The sequence below is a fragment of the Rhodococcus yunnanensis NBRC 103083 genome, assembly GCF_001895005.1.
Taxonomy (GTDB): Bacteria; Actinomycetota; Actinomycetes; order Mycobacteriales; family Mycobacteriaceae; genus Rhodococcoides; species Rhodococcoides yunnanense.
Genome location: NZ_BCXH01000009.1, coordinates 143,228 through 162,898, shown reverse-complemented (window position 1 = coordinate 162,898; position 19,671 = coordinate 143,228). Strand labels below are relative to the sequence as shown.

16 protein-coding genes are annotated in these 19,671 nt (G+C 64.9%); 8 read left to right on the top strand and 8 right to left on the bottom strand.

Going from position 1 to position 19,671, the window contains the following annotated elements; translation table 11 throughout:
• Positions 1-6: 6 nt before the first annotated feature.
• Together RY1_RS16255 and RY1_RS16250 are read left to right on the top strand one after the other, a co-directional pair.
• On the top strand, positions 7-1,326 hold the full coding sequence (locus tag RY1_RS16255) for an ABC transporter substrate-binding protein (protein ID WP_072804820.1): 1,320 nt from the start codon (positions 7-9) through the stop codon (positions 1,324-1,326).
• The gene (locus RY1_RS16250) at positions 1,326-2,399 is read left to right on the top strand and encodes an ABC transporter ATP-binding protein (protein WP_072804818.1); all 1,074 of its coding nucleotides are present in this window, start codon (positions 1,326-1,328) and stop codon (positions 2,397-2,399) included. The genes RY1_RS16255 and RY1_RS16250 overlap by 1 nt, the downstream gene beginning before the upstream one ends.
• On the opposite strand, the gene RY1_RS16245 is transcribed toward RY1_RS16250, so the two are convergent.
• Positions 2,380-3,702, bottom strand: a complete 1,323-nt coding sequence (locus RY1_RS16245) for a cytochrome P450 (protein ID WP_072804816.1) — start codon at positions 3,700-3,702, stop codon at positions 2,380-2,382. The two genes, RY1_RS16250 and RY1_RS16245, sit on opposite strands and share 20 nt — an antisense overlap.
• 16 nt (positions 3,703-3,718) lie before the next feature.
• On the bottom strand, positions 3,719-5,698 hold the full coding sequence (locus RY1_RS16240) for a M13 family metallopeptidase (RefSeq protein WP_072804814.1): 1,980 nt from the start codon (positions 5,696-5,698) through the stop codon (positions 3,719-3,721).
• Between the two features lie 48 nt (positions 5,699-5,746).
• Here RY1_RS16240 and RY1_RS16235 point away from each other — a divergent pair, with 48 nt between their 5' ends.
• From RY1_RS16235 to RY1_RS16225, 3 genes are all read left to right on the top strand, one after another.
• Positions 5,747-6,628, top strand: coding sequence for an ABC transporter ATP-binding protein (locus tag RY1_RS16235; protein ID WP_072804813.1), 882 nt, complete (start codon positions 5,747-5,749; stop codon positions 6,626-6,628).
• On the top strand, positions 6,625-8,214 hold the full coding sequence (locus RY1_RS16230; protein WP_072804811.1) for an ABC transporter permease: 1,590 nt from the start codon (positions 6,625-6,627) through the stop codon (positions 8,212-8,214). The genes RY1_RS16235 and RY1_RS16230 overlap by 4 nt, the downstream gene beginning before the upstream one ends.
• Positions 8,215-8,301: 87 nt before the next feature.
• Positions 8,302-9,432 (top strand): GGDEF domain-containing protein, encoded by a 1,131-nt coding sequence (locus RY1_RS16225; RefSeq protein WP_245819694.1) that lies wholly within the window; start codon positions 8,302-8,304, stop codon positions 9,430-9,432.
• Positions 9,433-9,439: 7 nt separating this feature from the next.
• On the opposite strand, the gene RY1_RS16220 is transcribed toward RY1_RS16225, so the two are convergent.
• From RY1_RS16220 to RY1_RS16210, 3 genes are all read right to left on the bottom strand, one after another.
• Entirely contained in the window at positions 9,440-10,447 is a 1,008-nt protein-coding gene (locus RY1_RS16220; RefSeq protein WP_072804807.1) for a peptidase associated/transthyretin-like domain-containing protein, read from the bottom strand.
• A gap of 73 nt (positions 10,448-10,520) precedes the next feature.
• Positions 10,521-11,219, bottom strand: a complete 699-nt coding sequence (locus RY1_RS30640; protein WP_245819692.1) for a DUF4190 domain-containing protein — start codon at positions 11,217-11,219, stop codon at positions 10,521-10,523.
• A 111-nt stretch (positions 11,220-11,330) separates the two neighbouring features.
• On the bottom strand, positions 11,331-12,092 hold the full coding sequence (locus RY1_RS16210) for a pirin family protein (protein ID WP_072804805.1): 762 nt from the start codon (positions 12,090-12,092) through the stop codon (positions 11,331-11,333).
• Between the two features lie 185 nt (positions 12,093-12,277).
• Between RY1_RS16210 and RY1_RS16205 the strand changes: the two genes are divergently transcribed.
• A complete protein-coding gene (locus RY1_RS16205) occupies positions 12,278-13,684 on the top strand; it encodes a maltokinase N-terminal cap-like domain-containing protein (protein ID WP_072804804.1) in 1,407 nt (468 codons plus the stop codon).
• 10 nt (positions 13,685-13,694) lie between these two features.
• On the opposite strand, the gene RY1_RS16200 is transcribed toward RY1_RS16205, so the two are convergent.
• On the bottom strand, positions 13,695-14,654 hold the full coding sequence (locus RY1_RS16200; RefSeq protein WP_072804802.1) for a pirin family protein: 960 nt from the start codon (positions 14,652-14,654) through the stop codon (positions 13,695-13,697).
• A gap of 90 nt (positions 14,655-14,744) precedes the next feature.
• Here RY1_RS16200 and RY1_RS16195 point away from each other — a divergent pair, with 90 nt between their 5' ends.
• On the top strand, positions 14,745-15,344 hold the full coding sequence (locus RY1_RS16195; protein WP_072804801.1) for an MSMEG_1061 family FMN-dependent PPOX-type flavoprotein: 600 nt from the start codon (positions 14,745-14,747) through the stop codon (positions 15,342-15,344).
• A 435-nt stretch (positions 15,345-15,779) separates the two neighbouring features.
• A complete protein-coding gene (locus tag RY1_RS29415; protein WP_084727469.1) occupies positions 15,780-17,723 on the top strand; it encodes an HNH endonuclease signature motif containing protein in 1,944 nt (647 codons plus the stop codon).
• 374 nt (positions 17,724-18,097) lie between these two features.
• Here the strand turns inward: RY1_RS29415 and RY1_RS16175 are convergent, their stop codons facing one another.
• Both RY1_RS16175 and RY1_RS16170 read right to left on the bottom strand, forming a co-directional pair.
• Positions 18,098-18,367 (bottom strand): hypothetical protein, encoded by a 270-nt coding sequence (locus RY1_RS16175; RefSeq protein ID WP_072804798.1) that lies wholly within the window; start codon positions 18,365-18,367, stop codon positions 18,098-18,100.
• Between the two features lie 262 nt (positions 18,368-18,629).
• Positions 18,630-19,460, bottom strand: a complete 831-nt coding sequence (locus RY1_RS16170; protein ID WP_072804797.1) for a mycofactocin-coupled SDR family oxidoreductase — start codon at positions 19,458-19,460, stop codon at positions 18,630-18,632.
• Between the last annotated feature and the right edge of the window lie 211 nt (positions 19,461-19,671).

Genomic DNA, 19,671 nt, shown 5'->3' with positions numbered 1-19,671 from the left:
ACACTCATGGCTAACATCAATCGTCGCGGATTCCTGACGCTCACCGGCACTCTCGCGGCGGGCGCTGCCCTCGCAGCGTGCAGCAGTCCGGGAACGAGCTCGTCCGGAACCGAGGCAACGGGCGACGCGAGCACGATCAACTTCTGGTCCAGCCACCCCGGCAAGTCGCAGGAATACGAGAAGGAACTCATCGCTCGTTTCCAGGCCGAGAACCCGGGCCTGACGGTCAACCTGATCGACGGCGGCAAGAACTACGAGGAGGTCTCGCAGAAGTTCAACGCCTCGCTCTCGGGCAACGACGTGCCCGACGTCGTCGTGCTGTCGGATGTGTGGTGGTTCAACTACGCGCTCACCGGTGCTATCGAGCCGCTCGACAAGCACTTCTCGGCCGCAGGTGTCGATTCGAGCGACTACGTCGATTCGCTTCTCGCCGACTACAACTGGAACGGCAACCACTGGGCTCTTCCGTATGCGCGGTCGACGCCGCTGTTCTACTACAACAAGGCAGTCTGGGCGCAGGCCGGGCTTCCCGATCGCGGACCCGCCACCTGGCAGGAATTCGACGAGTGGGGCCCGCGCATTCAGGCCGTCGTCGGTGACGGCAAGCTCGCACACGGTTGGGGCAACGCGGTGGACTACCTCGGCTGGACGTTCGAGGGCCCGATCTGGACCTTCGGCGGGTCCTACTCCGACGGCTTCGATCTGAAGTTCACCAACGACAAGACCATTGCTGCAGGTCAATTCCTCTCCGACATGATCCACACCAAGAAGTACGCGGCAGTGTCCAACGACATCGCCAACGATTTCGGCGCAGGCATCATCGCCTCGACCATCGCCTCGACGGGTGACCTGTCCGGTATCACCAAGAACGCCGCGTTCGAGTTCGGCACCGCGTTCCTGCCCTCGACCGACGGACAGCCGGGCTGCCCGACGGGCGGTGCAGGCCTGGCCATCCCGGCCAAGATCTCCGACGAGCGTAAGGTCAACGCGCTCAAGTTCATCGACTTCTTCACCAACGGTGCCAACACGGCGTACTTCTCGCAGAACACGGGCTACATGCCGGTGCGCAAGTCCGCACAGCAGGACCCGAGCGAGATCGCGTTCCTCGAAGCCAACCCCAACGCCAAGACGGCCGTCGACCAGCTGTCGAAGACACGTTCGCAGGACAACGCGCGTGTGTTCGTTCCCGGCGGAGACAAGATCATCGGCACCGGGCTCGAGCAGATCGCGCTGCAGAACGCCGACGTCGCAACGACGTTCGCGAGTGTGCAGGATCAGCTGCAGCAGATCATCGACCGCCAGATCACCCCGAAGCTCCCGGCATAATGGCGGCCGTCCACTACGCGGGGGTCTCGCACCGGTACCCGGGCGCCGAGTCGTTGGCCGTCGACACCCTCGAACTCGATATCACCGACGGTGAATTCATCGTTCTCGTCGGACCGTCGGGATGCGGCAAGTCGACGAGCCTGCGGATGCTCGCCGGTCTCGAATCGGTGGAGAGCGGACACATCGACATCGATGGCGTCGACGTCACCTCGCTCGCGCCGCGCGAGAGGGACGTTGCGATGGTGTTCCAGAACTATGCGCTGTACCCGAACATGACCGTCGGGGACAACATGGGATTCGCGCTGCGTAATGCGGGAATGAACAAGGCGGACACGGCAGTTCGCGTTCTCGAAGCCGCCAGGATGCTCGAGTTGGAGCCGCTGCTCGACCGGAAGCCGGGCAAACTGTCCGGTGGGCAACGCCAGCGGGTGGCGATGGGGCGAGCGATCGTCCGTCAGCCCAAGGTGTTCTGCATGGACGAGCCGTTGTCCAACCTGGATGCGAAGTTGCGCGTCAGTACCCGCGCGCAGATCGCCGGATTGCAGAAGCGTCTCGGTACGACGACGGTGTACGTGACGCACGACCAGGTCGAAGCGATGACGATGGGTGATCGTGTCGCGGTGCTGAAGGACGGGAAGTTGCAGCAGATCGCATCGCCGCGGGAGCTGTACGACAACCCGGTCAACACGTTCGTCGCAGGCTTCATCGGTTCTCCCGGAATGAATCTCGTCGACGCCCCGGTCGTGGACGGCGCGGCAGTGGTCGGCGGCGTTCGCATCCCCGCTCCGACGCAGGAAGCTCGCGTGACCGTCGGAGTCCGCTCCGAGAGTTGGGATCTCGTCGGGAACGGCGTCGGATCGGTTTCCGTCGCAGTCGAACTCATCGAGGAGCTCGGGGCCGAGTCGTTCCTGTACGGGGCGCCTCCGCTGGGATCGGACTGGACCATTCGGAACGGCCGGCTTGCAGTGCGGGTCGACCGCAAGCTCGCGATCGGGTTGGCCGAGACTGTCCACCTCGTCCCGAAGCTCGACGAGGTGTTCTTCTTCTCGGCTTCTACGGGTGAGCGCCTGTAGCGGCAGGTTCGCCCAGATCCACCGGAAGTGACGCCCAGCCGTGCAGGACTCGGGTGTCGCGGCGGATTCCCTCGCCTGCGGACTGCAGGTGAGGGAATCGGTCGAACAGGGTCTTCAGACCCACTTCCGCTTCGGCCTTGGCGAGGGAGGCGCCGAGGCAGTAGTGGCGTCCGCCGGAGAACGACAGATGCTTGCCCGCGTTCGCGCGCCTGACATCGAAGCGATACGGGTCATCGAACACCGCGGGGTCGCGGTTGGCGCCGGCAAGTACCAGTACGACCAGTTCTCCTGCTTTCAGTGGCACGCCCTCGATCGTCACGTCGTGCTTGGCCAGCCGCGCGGTGAGCTGAACCGGCGATTCGAGACGCAGCATCTCGTCGACCGCCGTCGGCCACAGCGATGTGTCCTGCTGCAGAATCGCGAGTTGATCGGGGTGATCGAGCAGCAGCCGAATCCCGCTGCCGAGCAGGTTGACGGTCGTCTCGAATCCTGCCGCCAGCACCAGACCCGCCGTGGCGCGGAGTTCGGCGTCGTTGAGCCCGACGCCGCCGTCTTCCGCCTGGATGAGTTGGCTCATCAGGTCGTCACCGGGATTTCGGCGCAGTTCCGCGAGGTGGCCGGCGAGCCATGCGTCGAACCCGCGCAGTCCGTTCTCGACGCGGTTGAACTGCTTCCACGACAGTCCGATGTCCAGACTCGGTGCAGCCATCTCACCGAACTCGAGAACACGCTGCCGGTCGCCGTCGGGGACACCGAGAATGCTGCTGATGACGGCGACGGGCAGCTGCGCGCAGTACCTGTCCACGATGTCGACGGTCGTGCCGCCGGCCCGAGTCTGCGCGAGAAGCTCGTCGAGCAGACTGTCCGCCTTCTCCTGCACCATCTCGCGCATCTTTCCCACCGCACGTGGGGTGAAGACCGAGGACACGAGCTTGCGGTAGCGGGTGTGCTCGGGCGGCTCCACCGACAGCAGCGACGGCGGCTTGAGCGGATGCAGCGCCGTGGACCGAGTCTTGTTCTCGATGTAGCGCAGCGGCCTTGGCAGGTTCGCCCCCAGCTGGGTGACCCGTAGGTCGTCCGACCGCAGCAGCTCGTGCACTACCCGATGGTCGACGGTGATGGTGGAGATCGACGTTTTCACCAGCGGCCCCGAGGCGCGGATGCGCTCGAATACGGCGCGAGGGTCGGCGCGCGTCACCGGATCGGCGACCAGCAATCCCTGCGGGTCGCCGCGCCGTGCCGCCCGGGACGCACCGAAACGCACCACTCCGTGCGCGGCCAGCCACCGAATTCGAGCTTTCACACCGACACCCCCCCGGCTACCAGATCTTGACGCGCTCCTGCGGATCCAAGTACAGCGCATCACCGGGCTTCACATCGAACGCTTCGTGAAAACTGTCCAGATTGCGTACCACTCCGTTGCAGCGGAACTCCGGCGGCGAGTGCGGATCGACCGCAAGCCTGCGGATCGCTTCCTCGTCACGTGCCTTGGTTCGCCATACCTGTGACCAGCCGAAGAACACCCGCTGCAGACCGGTCAGCCCGTCGAGGACCGGCGCGTCCTTGCCTTCCAACGCGATCGTGTACGCGGCGACGGCAATGGACAGGCCACCGAGATCGCCGATGTTCTCGCCGATCGTGAACTTTCCGTTGACCTTGTGCCCCGGTAGAGCTTTCGGCTCGAACTGGTCGTACTGCTCGATGAGCGCCGTGGTGCGTTTGCCGAATTCGGTGCGATCCGAATCGGTCCACCAATCGATCATGTTGCCGTCGCCGTCGTACTTGGCGCCCTGATCGTCGAAGCCATGGCCGATCTCGTGGCCGATGACGGCTCCGATTCCGCCGTAGTTGGCGGCGTCGTCGGCGCCCGAGTCGAAGAACGGGGGCTGCAGAATGGCTGCGGGAAAGACGATCTCGTTCATTCCCGGGTTGTAGTAGGCGTTGACGGTCTGCGGCGTCATGAACCACTCGTCGCGGTCGACCGGGCCACCGAGCTTGTCGAGATCGCGCTGGTACTCCGCGACGTATCCGCGGCGGTAGTTTCCGACGAGGTCGCCCGCGTCGATGTCGACGGCGTCGTACTCGCGCCAGCGGTCCGGGTAGCCGATCTTGGGGGTGAACTTGTCGAGCTTCTCGAGCGCCTTCGTCCGGGTGTCCGGGCTCATCCACTCCAGCTCGGAGATGTTACGACGGTATGCCTCTTGAAGATTGGCGACGAGTTCCTGCATCCGTGCCTTGGCGTCGGCCGGGAAGTGGCGTTCGACGTAGAGCTTGCCGACGGCCTCGCCGAGCAGATCCTGCACCAGCGAGACTCCGCGCTTCCAGCGCTCGCGGTTCTCCTCGGTGCCACTGAGCGTCTTTCCGTAGAACGCGAAGTTCTCGTCGACGAGCGCGGCGGTCAGGTACGGCGCACGGCCGTGCACGATGCGCCACGCGAGCCACGCCTTCCAGTCCTCGATGTCCTCGGACACCCACAGTGCGGTGAACGTCGACAGGAACGGAGGTTGGCGAACGACGATCTCGGCGAACTGCTCGGTCGAACCACCGAGGCCGGAAATCCACGCTGTCCAATTGAACCCGGGTTCGTTCTGCACCAGGGTGTCGAAATCGACCAGGTTGTAGCTCTTCTCGGCGTCACGACGCGCGACGACGTCCCAGTGCCCAGCGGCGAGCTTCTTCTCCAGATCGAACACTCGCTGCGCGTCGTAGGACAGCCCGGCGAGGGCGAACATCTTCGCGATGTGTTCGAGGTAGCTCGCCCGGATCTCGGCGTAGTTGTCCTCGCGGTAGTACGACTCGTCCGGCAGCCCGATACCCGATTGGGATATGTGGACCAGGTAGCGGGAGGAATTCTTGGCGTCGGTGTCGACGTAGTGGCCGATCGCGCCGCCGATACCGGTGCGCTGCAACTGCCCGAGCACCCCGGCGAGGGTGACGAGGTCGCCTGCGTCCGCGACTGCCGCGAGTTCGCTCGCGATGGGTGTCAGCCCGGCCTCTTCGACGGCATCGGCGTCGAGGAAACTCGAGTACAGGTCACCGATCTTCTGGGCGTCGGTACCGACAGGTGGATTGGAGGCTGCCGATTCCTGGATGATCGTTCGGACATCTTCTTCGGCCCTGTCGTAGAGAGTGCGGAACGCGCCGTCCACCGCCCGATCCGCCGGGATTGCGTAGTTCTCGAGCCACTTGCCGTTGACGTGGACGAACAGATCGTCCTGCGCTCGTGTGCTCTCGTCCGTGAAACTGAGGTCGATTCCCGAATTCACCTGTCCTGAACTCACTGCTGTCATGGTTTCCATCTTTACACTTTCTTCCAGGAACTGGTCTTCTCGACTCAGGAGCCCGCCATGGTCGTACACGTCAGCGCACTGCAGAAGAATTTCGGCGACGTCCGTGCACTCGATGGCCTCGAACTGCACGTCGAGCAGGGTGAGGTTCACGGATTTCTCGGACCGAACGGGGCAGGCAAGTCCACCACGATCAGGGTGTTGCTCGGTCTGGTCAAGGCGAGTTCCGGCCGTGTCGAACTTCTCGGCGGCGACCCGTGGACCGACGCGGTCGCACTGCATCGTCGCCTCGCCTACGTGCCGGGCGACGTCACACTCTGGCCGTCGCTCACCGGGGGTGAGGTCATCGATCTCCTCGGCCGCATGCGCGGCAGTATCGACGCGTCCAGGCGCGCCGAGCTGATCGGGAAGTTCGCGCTCGATCCGCGGAAGAAGGCGCGAACCTACTCGAAGGGGAATCGGCAGAAGGTTGCTCTCGTCGCGGCATTCTCGTCGAACGCAGAATTGCTCCTTCTCGACGAGCCGACATCCGGGTTGGATCCGCTGATGGAGAAGGTGTTCGACGACTGTGTCGCCGAGGCGTCGGCCCGGGGTGCGACGGTGCTGCTGTCGTCGCACATCCTGTCCGAGGTCGAGAAACTGTGCGAGCGCGTCACGATCATCCGTGACGGCAGAACCGTGGACAGCGGCTCGCTCACCGACATGCGGCACCTGACGCACACGACCGTCACGGCCGAGGTGCAGCGAGTCCCCGCCGACCTCACCTCGCTGCCGGGAGTGACGAACGTGTCGGTCGACGGCAACACGGTCGGCTGCCGCGTCGAAGCTGGCGATCTGCCGACGCTGATGCACGTGCTCGCCGACGCCGGAATCACCAATCTGACCAGTTCACCGCCGACTCTCGAAGACCTGTTCCTTCGGTACTACGGAACCGGGTCATGACCGGAATTTGGGGTCTCGTGCGGCTCTGCATCCGCAGGGATCGCATCGTTGCGCCGTTGTGGATTCTGGTCGTCGGGCTGGTGCCTCTGCTGTACGCGGTCAGTTTCGAGGGCCTGTATCCGACGGCGGCAGATCGGCAGGTCTTCTACGAGGCGACACTGCGCGCGCCTGCCGAGTTGGCGATGGTGGGCCCGATCTTCGGAAGTGATCTCGGTGCCCTCGTGACGTGGCGCGCAGGACTGCTGCTGACGTTGACCCCGCTTGCGGCAATTCTGACCGTCATTCGGCACAGCCGCGCCGAGGAGGACGCAGGTCGGACCGAACTGATGGGGTCGACGGCCGTCGGACGTCATGCGGGACTCGCGGCGGCCCTGCTCGTCGCGGTCGGCGCAGTGTCCGCAACCGGGGTGATCGCTGCGGTGTCCTTGGTGGCCACAGGCTTCGCAGTCGCGGGCAGTGTCGCCTTCGGGCTGGCGATCGGCATGTCCGGGGCCGTGTTCGCCGGCGTTGCCGCCGTCGCCGCGCAGATCGGGTCGAGCGCCCGCCTCGCGCGTGGTTACTCGCTGTCGGTTCTCGCGGCGGCGTTCGCACTGCGAGCGGTCGGCGATGCAGGTTCGGGGACACTGTCCTGGTTCTCGCCGATCGGGTGGGCGGCACAGATCCGGCCCTTCGCCGGCGAGCGATGGTGGGTTGCGGCGCCGCTTCTCGTCGCGGCCGCGTCGACGATCGCGGTGTCCTTCGCCCTTGCAGGTGCACGCGACCTCGGCGGCGGCCTCGTGGCCGACAGGCTGGGCCCCGCAGGCGCCTCGCCCGGTGGTGTGTTCTCGCTCAGCGGTGTGTTTTCACTGGCGTGGCGGCAGCAACGCGGGCCGCTGATCGCGTGGACCGTCGGGCTCGGGTTGTTCGGGCTGGTGCTGGGAAGTGCGGCGGACGGTGTCAGCGGGCAGTTGGGCGAGAGTCAGGCGATCACCGACGCTCTCGCGAGATTCGGTGGCACGTCGTCGATCACCGCGTCCTTCGTCGCGACGGTGATCGGCATTCTCGGAATCGGCGCTGCCGCGTATGCGATCTCCGCGGTTCTTCGTGCGCACACCGAGGAGGAGAGCTTGCGCGCCGAGTCGATACTCGCCGGAAGCGTCGGACGGATTCGCTGGCTCTCGACGCACCTGCTGTACGCGCTCGTGGGCTCGGCTGTCGCGATGCTGGTAGTGGGCTTCGCGACGGGAATTACCTACGGCCTCGGCGTCGGAGATCTCGGTTCGGTGCTGCCGGGCGTACTCGGCGGCGCACTGAGTCAGCTACCCGCGGTGTGGGTGCTTGCCGGGGTGACCGTCCTGTTGTTCGGGGCGATTCCCCGCTGGACGAGCGCTGCGTGGGCGGTACTTGCCGCGTGCGTACTGCTCGGGCAGGTCGGCACGGTGATCGGACTCCCGCAGCCCGTTCTCGATCTGTCCCCGTTCACGCATCTGCCGCACCTGCCAGGCGGACAGGTTTCGGTGACATCGCTGGTGTGGCTCACCGCGGTGGCACTGGTTGCACTCACAGCGGGAACATCGATGTTCCGTCAGCGGGACCTACGTGGGTGACGGGCGGTAGAGTCGGTCAAAGCGACCACACGGTCTGCTCGTCGAACGGGCCGAAGTCGAAGTTGGATGGCGTGGAAGGCGCACGATGTGACGTTTCTGCGCAGATGGTGGCACCAGCCCGCCGGGTACAGCTGGATGGTTCGCTACTTCGAATCCCACGGCGCCCTGTCGGCCTACCGTGTCGGCGTCGGAATCAGCTGCTTCTGTTACGGGCTGGCCGCGGTCACCGCCTACCTGACGTTCGTGCCGCCGAGATCGCAACTGAGTACGCTCGTAATCTTCGTCGGCGCCACGTCGGCGTTCCTGGTCGGAGCGCTCTGGCTGAGAGGGCCGTGGCCGAGCGAGCGGCAAAGCCTGCTGTTCGTGGTGTACGCCGACATCGGAACGACGTTGGCGCTGCTGTCCTACGGGTCGATCGAAGTGTCGTTCCCCGGATGCGTACTGCTCGCGACGACCGGCGTCTACGTGCAGGTCTTCCATGGTCCGAGAGTGCTCGTCGCGCATCTCGCCTGGTCGGCGGTGACCGTCACGACCCTGCTCGCACTCATCCTCCATTCGCCGTCGGAAGATCACGGACTCACATGGTCCCAGCTCGTGGTGTTTCTGCCGGTGATGTTCTCGACACCGGTGTTCTTGCAGTCGGTGTTGCTCAATCTGCGTATCGACGCACATGGAGCGATGTTCGATCCGTTGACGGGATTGCACAACAGGCGCGGCCTCGACGACGAGTTGCCGCGGTTCCTGGTGGACGATTCACCGGTGAGCGTCATGGTCATCGACGTCGATCGATTCAAACAGATCAACGATCGATTCGGGCACGAGGGCGGCGACCGCGCTCTTCGGCTGATCGCTCACCGGTTGCGGATCGACGACGTCCTCGTTGCACGCACGGGAGGTGAGGAGTTCGCCGTCGTGGCACGAATGCCCGCCGAGCAGGCGGCCTCGGTGGCCGAATGGCTTCGCAAACGCCTGTACGCCTCGCACGACGACTCCCCACTCACCGTCAGCATCGGCGTCGCCTCCGCCCCCGGCACGAGCGGCGCACGTGTCACGAAGGGGGAGAGTGCCATCCGGGACGACAGTGCCATCCGGAACGACAGTGTTGTCCGGAACGACAGCGTGACGACGGTGACGCATCTGATCCGCCGGGCGGACGTGGCCATGTACGAGGCAAAACACCGCGGCGGCAACCAGGTGGTCGTCGCCGCGGTGCAGTAGTTCTGGGCTAGACCGAGACGCCGAGGTTGACGGCCCCGATGTATCCGTCGGTGCTCGTGCGCACGCTGACGAGGCCGGTGTCGTCGTAGATGCTGTCGTTCGAGTTCTGGGTGTTCGACTCCCAGCCCGCGTGATCCGAATACGGGGACGTCGCATAGATCTCGGCCTTGACGGCGTCGTCGAAGAAGAGCTGCGAGGTGAGCACCGTCTTCTTGTCGATGTGCACCTTGAGGTGGATGTGTGTGGTGCGGCCGACGTACCAGCCGGGGAAGACAGTGGTGAACTTGGCGATTCCGTTGGCGTCGGTCGTCTGCGCGCCGCGCAGGTAGGTTCCATCGTCCGTGGTGGCCGATTCGGAGTCACCGGAGCTGTACGAACCGTCCGACGTCTCACCCGACGCGCCCATCCCGTCCATCCCGCCCATTCCGTCCATCCCGCCCTGTCCACCGGGACCGCCTTCGGGAGGCGTGCCCATCCCGCCTTCGGGAGGCATGCCCATGCCGCCTTCGGGAGGTGTGCCCATGCCGCCGGGAGCGCCGCCGCCGCCGATGTCCGCGGCCGTCGAGCCGGATTCGAAGCCGGAGTAGACCCCGCCTGCATCGCAGTGCCAGATCTCGACGACGGCGTTGCCGATCACGTTGGCGGTGCCGTCGGCAGCACAGTTGTTCAGGTCCTGTACGCGTAGAGCGAGCTCGAACGTGGTGCCCGGGCGGTCTTCACGGATGTCGCTACGGATGGAATCGACGTCGAACCAGTACGGGCCCTGGGTCTCCTCCGTCGTCATCAAGCATTGAGGGGCTTCGTTCAACAGTGCGGTGAACGCGTCGCCGGAGCCCGTGGCTGTACTCGATGTGGCTGTACTCGATGCGGCTGTGCTTGTTGCGGCGGTGCTGGAGGTGGAGTTCGAATTGCCGGTGCAGGCGGCGACCAGCCCGGCGAGGCTCACGCCGCCGCCCAGGGCCATCGCCCGCCTACGGCTGACTCGCGAGCGGCTGCGTTCGACATCTTTGTTCATACCGACGATGCTGCTGCAGCTCCCTCCGGTGAAGCTGGGACAAACCTGTGAACGAGCTGGGAGTCGGACCGGTTCACGTCGGGTCGATCGTGATCGAGTACCGGTCCTCGATGTCACGCTTGAATTCCTCACCGCATCGCTGCTGTTCACGCTGGTTGGTGCCCGCCTTGCTGATGCAGTCGGTGAAATCCTTGCCACCCGAATTGGCGAAGATCCCGATCCCGATGACGACCAGCACGATCGACAGTATCGCCGCGATGAACCCCAGAATGATCGCGACGAGCGCGACCGTCCCGTTGGTGGCCGCACCCTTCTTGTACTTCGACCTACCGACGAAACCCAACACCACCGCCAGCAGCCCGAGAATGATCCCGCCGACGATCGTCCAACTCGTCAGGAACGCCAGAATAGCCAGAACCAGCGCAATGATCCCGGCGGTGTTCTGGGGCGCGGTGTTCTGGGGCGCGGTGTTCGGAGGCGTGGCGTTCTGGGCCTGGTACTGACCAGGAGCTTGGTATTGACCGGGACTTTGGTACTGACCGGGACTCTGGTACTGACCGGGGGGCGGGTATCCACCGGGCTGTGCGTACTGACCAGCCGGGGGATACTGACCCGGAGGAGTCTGACCAGGGGGATAACCGCCCTGCGGATCCTGGGGCGGTTGGTTCCCTGGCGGTGGGTTCTGGGGCGGTGGGTTCTGGGGCGGTTGGTTCTGGCGTGGCTGATCCGACGGCTGTTCCGGCGGCTGTTCTGACGGCGGCTTGTCTGACACGGCGGACCCCTCCGATGCGTGCGGTGACCAGTGCTCGAAGCTTAGGCCAGCGGGGGACGTCGTAGTGCTCGATCGCGAATCATGATCGATGTCGCGGTGGAACGCGGCTGGTCATTGCCCCAGCCGCGCGTGCATCTCCCAGATCAGTACCTCGGCGGGCTCGGAGGACTGGATGCGTTGTCCACCAGAGTAACTGAGTCTGACGGCGTCGCCCTCGTAGAGTTCGCCGACGCCTTCCATCTGCACGGTCCCTTCGGCCACGAAAACATGCACGTAGGGCGCTTCCGGAACGGTTATCGGGCGACCGGGTTGCAATCGTGCCGCGTGCAGGGCCGCCGACTTCTGAGAGATGGAGATCGCGGACTGCCCTGCATGTTTTTTCATGCCCGACGCGACGGGAACCAGTCCGCCGCGCAGCAATTCGTCGTCGATCTCGAGTTGCTCGTACCCCGGGTCGATTCCGGGAGTGTCCGGCATGACCCACATCTGGACGAATCGGACCGGCTCGTGGTGTGTTTCGCCCGTCATGCGCCACGAATCGTTCTTCTCCGAATGCATGATTCCTCGGCCTGCGCTCATACGCTGCGCAAGACCGGGATAGATGACGCCGGAGTGTCCGATCGAATCCTGATGGACCAGTGACCCCTTCATGACCCACGTCACTATTTCCATGTCGCGATGTGGATGCGAGTCGAAACCCTGCCCAGGAGCGACGATGTCGTCGTTGTTGACGAGCAGCAGGCCGTGGTGGGTGTTGTCCGGATCGTAGTGCTGGCCGAAGGAGAACGAATGCTTCGAGTCGAGCCACGCCACACGGGTTTTCAGACGATCGCCCGCCCGGTGGATATATACGTGAGGAATGGGAGGGGGCATGGCTCCACTCTAACGAGGCGCCCGTGCGGGACGCAGAGGGTCGTATAACTTTCGCGCGACGAATGACCACGAGGTGTGAGACGAACAGTTTCGGGTAGACGGACGTGTGCTCACCGAGCGAGAAGAGTTGCTGGGTGGATACAGTCAATCGGACGCGGCGACATGCGGAGGCGAGAGAACTCGATATGACCGACAGTGCGGACGTCAATGCCGAATCTCGTGAAACGGCACTCCCTGAAACGGCACTGCTGGAGGTGGCGCTGGTTTCCTGGCTTCCGCAGCAGAGGTGGTTCGCGGCGAAGGGTTCTGCTGTACTCGGAGTGAGTGCTGCGAGTCGGGTGCATCTCGGGTCGCGCCACGGAGTCGATGCCGTGCACCTGCTCGTCGACGTCGAACTTGCCGGTGGCCTCGTCCAGCAGTATCAGGTGCCCCTCGGGGTCCGCGCCGAACCGGTCGAGGAGCTGCTGCCGTGGCAGGTACCGCTTCCCGGCAGTCTCTTCGTCTACGACGGTTTGCGTGATCCCGAGATCATCGCGATGTATTCGGACGCGTTGGCCTCGGCAGGGTCGATCGGTTCGATCGACTTCCGCACTGTCCCCGGGGCAGGTGTCGACGCGGGTATGGCCGGGCGAGTGCTGGGTGCCGAGCAGTCGAACACGTCGGTGATTCTGGGTGAAGCGCTGCTGCTCAAGCTGTTTCGGCAGGTCGCCGTCGGCGTCAATCCGGACATCGAGCTTCACCGTGCCCTCGCGGAGACGGGGTGTACGTACGTCGCTCCGCTGCGAGCGTGGATGGAGACCGGCAGTGGCGGCCGACTCTCGATGCTCGGCATGGCACAGGACTTCGCGGCGAACTCCGCCGAGGGATGGACCACGGCGTTGGCGAGTGTGCGCGACCTGTTGGCATCCGATCGCCCGCCCGAGGACATGGATTCGGACTTCGCCGACGAGGCACGCGAGCTCGGTGCCGCGGTCGCGCACGTGCACGCAGATCTGGCGGGGCAACTGGGCACTGCAGAGCGTGCTGCGGCGTCGGAGGCCGTCGACGAGATCGTCGAACGTGTCGAGAGTGCCGCAGCGGTGGTCCCGGCGCTGACAGACCATCTACCTGCCGCGCGGGAGCTGATCGCCCGGGCGGAGAGCGCCGGTACGACGACGGTCCAGCGCATCCACGGCGATCTGCATCTGGGGCAGGTTCTGCGGACGCCGTCGACGTGGTTGTTGATCGACTTCGAAGGAGAGCCGGCCAAGCCGCTCGAAGAACGTCGGCAGATGGACAGTCCGCTACGCGACATCGCTGGAATGCTGCGGTCGTTCGATTACGCGGCGCATCACCTTCTGCTCGGCGACCCGGATGTCACCGAGGAGACCTATGCCCGCGCATCGGGGTGGGCGGCGCGGAACTCGGCGGCCTTCTGTCAGGGATACGCCGAGGTGTCCGGGACGGATCCGCGCAACGAAGCGGCCCTGCTCAGCGCATACGAGCTGGACAAGGCCGTCTACGAGGCGGTGTACGAGGCGCGCAACCGGCCGACGTGGCTGGATCTGCCGATGCGCGCCGTGGGGCGGCTGGCGCCCGTGAGCGCGGAGTGAGAGCCGGCCGCTACTCGTGCACGGGCGGCGCAGCCACACCGAACCGGCCGGCCTGGTAGTCCTCGAACGCCTGGAGCACCTCGGATTTGGTGTTCATGACGAACGGCCCCGCCATGGCGACGGGCTCACGAATCGGCTTGCCGCCGAGCACGAAGACCTCCAACGACTCACTGCGTGAATCGGGTGCATCCGACGCCGTGAACTCGATGGTGTCGCCGCGGCCGAACAGAGCCGTCTGCCCCATGTGGATCGGACGGCGGTCGGCGCCGACCGTTCCCGCACCGGCGAGGACGTACACGAGGGCATTGAAGTCCCGGTTCCACGGCAGTGACACCGATGCTCCCGGTGCGACGGTGGCGTGCGCGAGTGCGATCGGGGTGTAGGTCGAGCCAGGGCCGTGATGGCCGGCGACCTCGCCTGCGATGACGCGCACGAGCGCCCCGCCGTCGTCGCTCGACAGCAACGCCACCTTGTTCCCGGTGATGTCCTGGTAGCGCGGCGATGCCAACTTGTTGTCGCGTGGCAGGTTGACCCACAGTTGCACACCGTGGAACAGTCCGCCCGACTGCACGAGATGCTCCGGCGGAGCCTCGATGTGCAGGATTCCGGCTCCGGCCGTCATCCACTGTGTGTCGCCGCCACTGATGATGCCGCCGCCACCGTGCGAATCCTGGTGTTCCATGATCCCGTCGATCATGTACGTGACGGTCTCGAACCCGCGGTGCGGATGCCACGGAGTGCCTTTGGGCTCGCCCGGCGCGTAATTCACCTCGCCCATCTGATCCATGTGGATGAACGGGTCGAGAGCAGGCAGGTCGATGCCTGCGAAAGCACGGCGAACCGGGAATCCTTCGCCCTCGTAGCCGGTCGGTGCCGTGGTGACGGTCTTGACCGGCCGAGGGGTCGCCGACGCGTCGGGCAACGGGATTCGGGGAAGGGAAAGGATGTTGTCGACAGTCACGGCGGGCATCGTGGACTCCTTCGGTTCTTAGTTGACGCTTCAACTATGCCATGTGTAACAGAATCCGTCCGTCGGTATTCCCGCACTAGGGTGGACTGCATGTCGACGCTCCGTGATGCCGCTCTTGCCCATGTCCTCTCCTCGGTGTCGCAGTTGGAGGATCTGGTCGGAGAGCCGTCGGAGCTGGTGGTCACCAAGGTCGGCAACGTCGTCACTCCCGCGGTCCGTGCCTTTCTCGACGAAGCACGATTCATGCTGCTCGCGACGTCGGGTGCAGATGGAACGTGCGACGTCAGTCCCCGCGGGGACGCCCGAGGCGCCGTCCTGCATCTCGACGACCGGACCATCGCCATCGCGGATCGGCCGGGCAATCGGCGGGTCGACAATTTCCGCAACGTCCTCGGCAACCCGCACGTCGGCCTGCTGTTCGTCGTACCGGGCGCGTCGCACACCGTACGGGTCAACGGACGGGCATCGCTGACGGTGTCGCCGGAGGTCCTGGATCTGCTCGAAGGTGCCGAGGCGCGACCGAAACTCGCTCTCGTCGTCGAGATCGACGAAATCTTCGCGCACTGCCCCAAGGCTTTTCAGCGATCAGGACTGTGGGACAGCGATCAATGGGTCGATCAGGAATCGGTGCCCACCTCGCGCGAAATGACCATCGAGTTGAAGGCAAGTCGGCAGGTCGTCTCCGTCTGACGCTCGGTCGTCGTGGTGATGGGTGTTGTGGTGGTGATGGGTGTCGTCGTGGTGATGGGTACTGGCGCCGCCTAGGTGACGCGATGTAGATGGCAGGTGTCGGCGGATCGACAGTGTTCGGCTCGAATCCTGCTGCCCTGCAACTGCGATGGAGATCTCGACGACCGTGCGTGGAGTGCGAAATTTCAGTGCCATGATGTCGATGTCGATGTCGATGTCGATGTCGGCGCCGCACCCGGTGATCGGTCAGCCCGGATCGCGTCGAAATCGGTATTCCCGCAGGTGTACTCGGCGTGGACGCCGTTTCAGTTCGAGCGAGATCGTGCACTCGGAGGCGCTGCACCGAGCTGTTCGTCGATGCGGTGAACCTCTTGGTTGAAAATTATATTCGAACTGATGTTCGACAGATGGAGGTTTGTGGGATAGGATTGGGGCATGCTTTCGGGGGAGAGTGTCGCCGATCTGGTCGACGATATGGGGGTGGGTTCGCGTGGCGTGCTGCCCATTTCGGATCCTTCCCTGTGTGATGCGGTCGAGTCGATGGAGGCGGCGTGGGCTGCGGTCGCGGATGTCGAGACGTGGGCGTTGACCGATGCGGATCGGCGTGCGGTGTTGGTGCGGATGGAGACGCTCTCGCGGGCGATGTACGGGACCTCGCATACGTGGTTGACGGAGTTGATCGAGGGCGACGGGTTGGCGGTGCTGCCGGAGCGAGCGAATCCGTCTCGTTTGGCGTGCCTGCTGCGGATCGATCCCGGTGTTGCCGGTAAACGCATCAAGATCGCGGCGAAGATGTCGGCGCGGCGTGCGATGACAGGGGAGCGGTTGGAGCCGGTGTTTCCCACCACCGCGCAGGCGCATCGTGCCGGTGAGATCGATGCCGCGCATGTGAGCGTGGTCGAGGAGTTCTTCAAGGAGTTGCCCGAGGCGATCGATCACGATTCGAAGGTGCAGTCGGAGACGCTGCTGGGCACTCTCGCGAAAGAACTTTCGCCCGAGCAGCTTCGGGTCGCGGCCGCGCGGCTGCATGCGTTGCTCGATCCCGACGGTGAACTCGACGATGACACGGATCTGTCGCGGAAGTGCTACTTCCATCTCGGGCAGCAAGGCAAGGACGGGTTGAGCAAAGGTGGCTTCGTCATCGACGCGGAATTCCGTGCCTACCTGGAGGCGTTGCTGGCCAAGCTCGCCCGGCCCGGGCAGTGCAACCCGGATGAGCCGAAACCTGTCGCCGACGAACCCGGCAGCAGTGGCGGTGGCGGCGGTGGGACTGGTGGCGGTGGCGGTGGCGGCGGTGGTGGGACTGGCAGCGGCGGTGGCAGTGGTGGGACTCGCAGCGGCGGTGGCAGTGGTGGGACTGGTGGCGGTAGCCCGAGCGGGACCGGCGGCTCCGATAGCAGCGATCCGACACTGTTCGGCCCGGAGGACACTGTGCCTGAGGACACTGCGCCGGAAGACCCTGCGTCCGAAGACGCAGGGCCCGAAGACGCAGGGCCCGAAGACGCAGGGCCCGAAGACACAGGGCCGGAAAACACAGCGCCGGGAGATACCGGGCCCGAAGACACAGGGCCGGAAAACACAGGGCCGGGAGATACCGGGCCTGACGATGCCGGGACCGATGCTGCTGCTCGGGATCGGGTGACCAGCGAGGACGAGAGGCGCCGCGCCGGGCGTGATATCAGAACGCAGGGGCAACGCAATCACGATGCGATGAAAGCGGTGATGCGGCAGATGCTGGCGTCGGGGAGCCTCGGCCGGCATCGGGGGCTGCCGGTGACCGCGGTCATCAGCATGACCGCCGCGGATCTGGAGTCGGCGTCCGGGCATGCGGTCACCGGAACCGGATCGTTGGTGAGCATGCGGGATGCGATCCGGATGGCCTCGCATGCGCACCAGTTCCTGGCGGTGTTCGACGACGACGGCCGAGCCCTCTACCTGGGCCGGTCCAAACGGATCGCCTCGGCCGATCAACGGATCGTGCTGATCGCCCGCGACCGCGGATGCAGCTTCCCCGCCTGCACCCGCCCGGCGACGTGGAGCCAAGTCCATCACATCGCCGAGTGGGACAAAGGCGGCGACACCGATATCGACTCGCTGACATTCGGATGCGACCGGCATCATCCCCTCGTCGGCGACGGCCCCAACGATTGGGCGACAACCACTGCAGGCCCGAATCATCCACAAGCCGGGCGAACATTGTGGCACCCACCCGAAGCGGTCGACCCGACTCGCCGCGGCATGGTCAATCACTACCACCACCCACAAGAATTCCTGTACCGAGAACCCGAAGATCCCGAACCTGGGAGGCCCGGACCTGGGAGTCCTGGCACTGGGAGGTCCGGACCCCAGAAGCCGGGCCCCGGGGAACCCGAGCCGTAGCCCAAGAGCTGCGGATCGAACCGAGGATCACCGAACTGTAAGCGGCACAGAGCAACACATGCGCCGCTTACAGTCATGCCCTCACCCAGAGGGCCCGCCGAGACGGTGTCGGATGGGCCGCGGTACTACGGTTCTCTGTTGCGGCAGAGCTCAGTTGCGACGGTCCTGAGGTGCGATAGCGCTAAGTCGCGACAGCCCTCAGTTGCGATAGCCCTCAGGCGCAGAAGCCCTCAGGTCATGCGGGTCTCAGCTGCGGTAGCTGTCAATTGCGACGGTCCTCGGACATGGCAGTCCGTAGCTTCCAGGGGCCTCATTTGCGACAGCCCCCAAGGTGCAGAAGCCCTCAGCTTCCAGGTTCCCCGGGTGCAGCAAGCCTAGTTTCTGCGCTCGGCGGCGCGTTCTTTCCTGGCCTCCTCGGCGGCGGCTTTGCGTTCTGCGATGTTGGTCGCAACCTGGGCCTGCAGGCATTGAGCGGGAGTCTGGAGGTGGCTGACGGCGCCGTCCTCGTCCACCACCGTGCAGTAGGCGCCCTTCTCGGTGCCGGGTTTGACGATGGTGTCCGCGGATGCCAGTGCGGCGCCGCTGAATCCGATGGCGCCGACCATGGCGGCAGTGGCGATTACGCGAAAAGTGTTGTGGGACATCTCGGTTGTCTCCTCGGTAGCGGGTCGATTCAGGCGTTCGATTCGGTATGTATCGATCGTGTCCTGATTCGACCCGCGTAACCATCCGGAAAGCTCCCCATTTCCCACGCTGGTCCCTCGGGGTCGTGGCGTGGGGTATCCCCCTACCGGTGACCCGACCTACCGGTGACCCGACCTACCGGTGACCCGACCTACCGAGGGACCGACCTACCGAGGGACCGACTGCCCGAGCCCTATGTGCCACCGGACCCCACGGCAGCAGTTAGCGGATGAGAGTTCCGAGGTCCACCGGCAATTGGATTCCGGTGACGTGACGGGCCTCGTCCGAGGCGAGCCAGGCGACGGCTGCGGCGATGTCCTCGGGCTCGCTGATCGGATCGGGAAGTGCGCCCATGAAGAGTGGGCCGAGGGTCGCTCCGTATTCGCCGAGGAGGGCCATCATGTCGTTCGGTTGCATTCCGGTGGCGACGCCGTGCGGGTGGACGGAGTTGACGCGGATGTTGTGTTGGCCGAGTTCGTTGGCCATCGTCTTGCACAGGCCGACGATGCCGTGCTTGCTGGCCGCGTAATGCCCGAGGAAGGGGAGCCCGCGCAGGCCGGCGACCGAGCTGGTGAAGACGATGGATCCGCCGGTGCCCTGCTCGAGCAGAATCGGGACGGCGGCCTTCGCGGTGAAGAAGGTGCCGGTCAGATTCACGTCGAGTGTTTCTTTCCACTGCTCGGGAGTGATCTCCCAGGACATCGCCGCCGAGCAGATTCCTGCGTTGGCTATCACGACGTCGAGCCTGCCGAGCTGGGCGACGCCGTCGGCGAGTGCTGCGGAGAGGCCGTCGAAATCGCGAGTGTCGGCCTCGGTGGCGACGATGCGGCGATCGAGGGCTTCCACCGCTGCGACCGTCTCCTTCAGATCATCGGAGGTAGCGCCGTCGTAGGACGTCGACTCGAAGTCCTTGCAGATGTCGACGGCGATGATGTCCGCGCCCTCGGCTGCGAGCCTGATCGCTTCGGCTCGGCCCTGCCCGCGTGCCGCGCCGGTGATGAACGCGACCTTGCCTGCGAACCGCTGGTTATAATGATTTGTATTATCACTCATATTCCGGACGTTACAGCGCGAAGGCGCCTCGCGGTCGGGGTTGAGTCGACTGATTGTCCGGTCGCCCAGTACGGTGAGGGGCGACACGGGAGGTAAGCAGTTATGGAAAGTATCGGCGCAGTCATTGGAATCGTCGTAGTCGTTCTGACGATCGTATTGGTTGTATTCGGTGTCGGGATGCTTTTCCTGGCGTCGATCAAGCCAGATGTAC

Bases quoted from the DNA above. Each gene is read 5' to 3' on its own strand.
- RY1_RS16255 (WP_072804820.1), top strand. From the start codon at position 7: ATGGCTAACATCAATCGTCGCGGATTCCTGACGCTCACCGGCACTCTC.
- RY1_RS16250 (WP_072804818.1), top strand. From the start codon at position 1,326: ATGGCGGCCGTCCACTACGCGGGGGTCTCGCACCGGTACCCGGGCGCC.
- RY1_RS16240 (WP_072804814.1), bottom strand. From the start codon at position 5,698: ATGGAAACCATGACAGCAGTGAGTTCAGGACAGGTGAATTCGGGAATC.
- RY1_RS16235 (WP_072804813.1), top strand. From the start codon at position 5,747: ATGGTCGTACACGTCAGCGCACTGCAGAAGAATTTCGGCGACGTCCGT.
- RY1_RS16230 (WP_072804811.1), top strand. From the start codon at position 6,625: ATGACCGGAATTTGGGGTCTCGTGCGGCTCTGCATCCGCAGGGATCGC.
- RY1_RS16220 (WP_072804807.1), bottom strand. From the start codon at position 10,447: ATGAACAAAGATGTCGAACGCAGCCGCTCGCGAGTCAGCCGTAGGCGG.
- RY1_RS16210 (WP_072804805.1), bottom strand. From the start codon at position 12,092: ATGCCCCCTCCCATTCCTCACGTATATATCCACCGGGCGGGCGATCGT.
- RY1_RS16205 (WP_072804804.1), top strand. From the start codon at position 12,278: ATGACCGACAGTGCGGACGTCAATGCCGAATCTCGTGAAACGGCACTC.
- RY1_RS16200 (WP_072804802.1), bottom strand. From the start codon at position 14,654: ATGCCCGCCGTGACTGTCGACAACATCCTTTCCCTTCCCCGAATCCCG.
- RY1_RS16195 (WP_072804801.1), top strand. From the start codon at position 14,745: ATGTCGACGCTCCGTGATGCCGCTCTTGCCCATGTCCTCTCCTCGGTG.
- RY1_RS29415 (WP_084727469.1), top strand. From the start codon at position 15,780: ATGCTTTCGGGGGAGAGTGTCGCCGATCTGGTCGACGATATGGGGGTG.
- RY1_RS16175 (WP_072804798.1), bottom strand. From the start codon at position 18,367: ATGTCCCACAACACTTTTCGCGTAATCGCCACTGCCGCCATGGTCGGC.
- RY1_RS16170 (WP_072804797.1), bottom strand. From the start codon at position 19,460: ATGAGTGATAATACAAATCATTATAACCAGCGGTTCGCAGGCAAGGTC.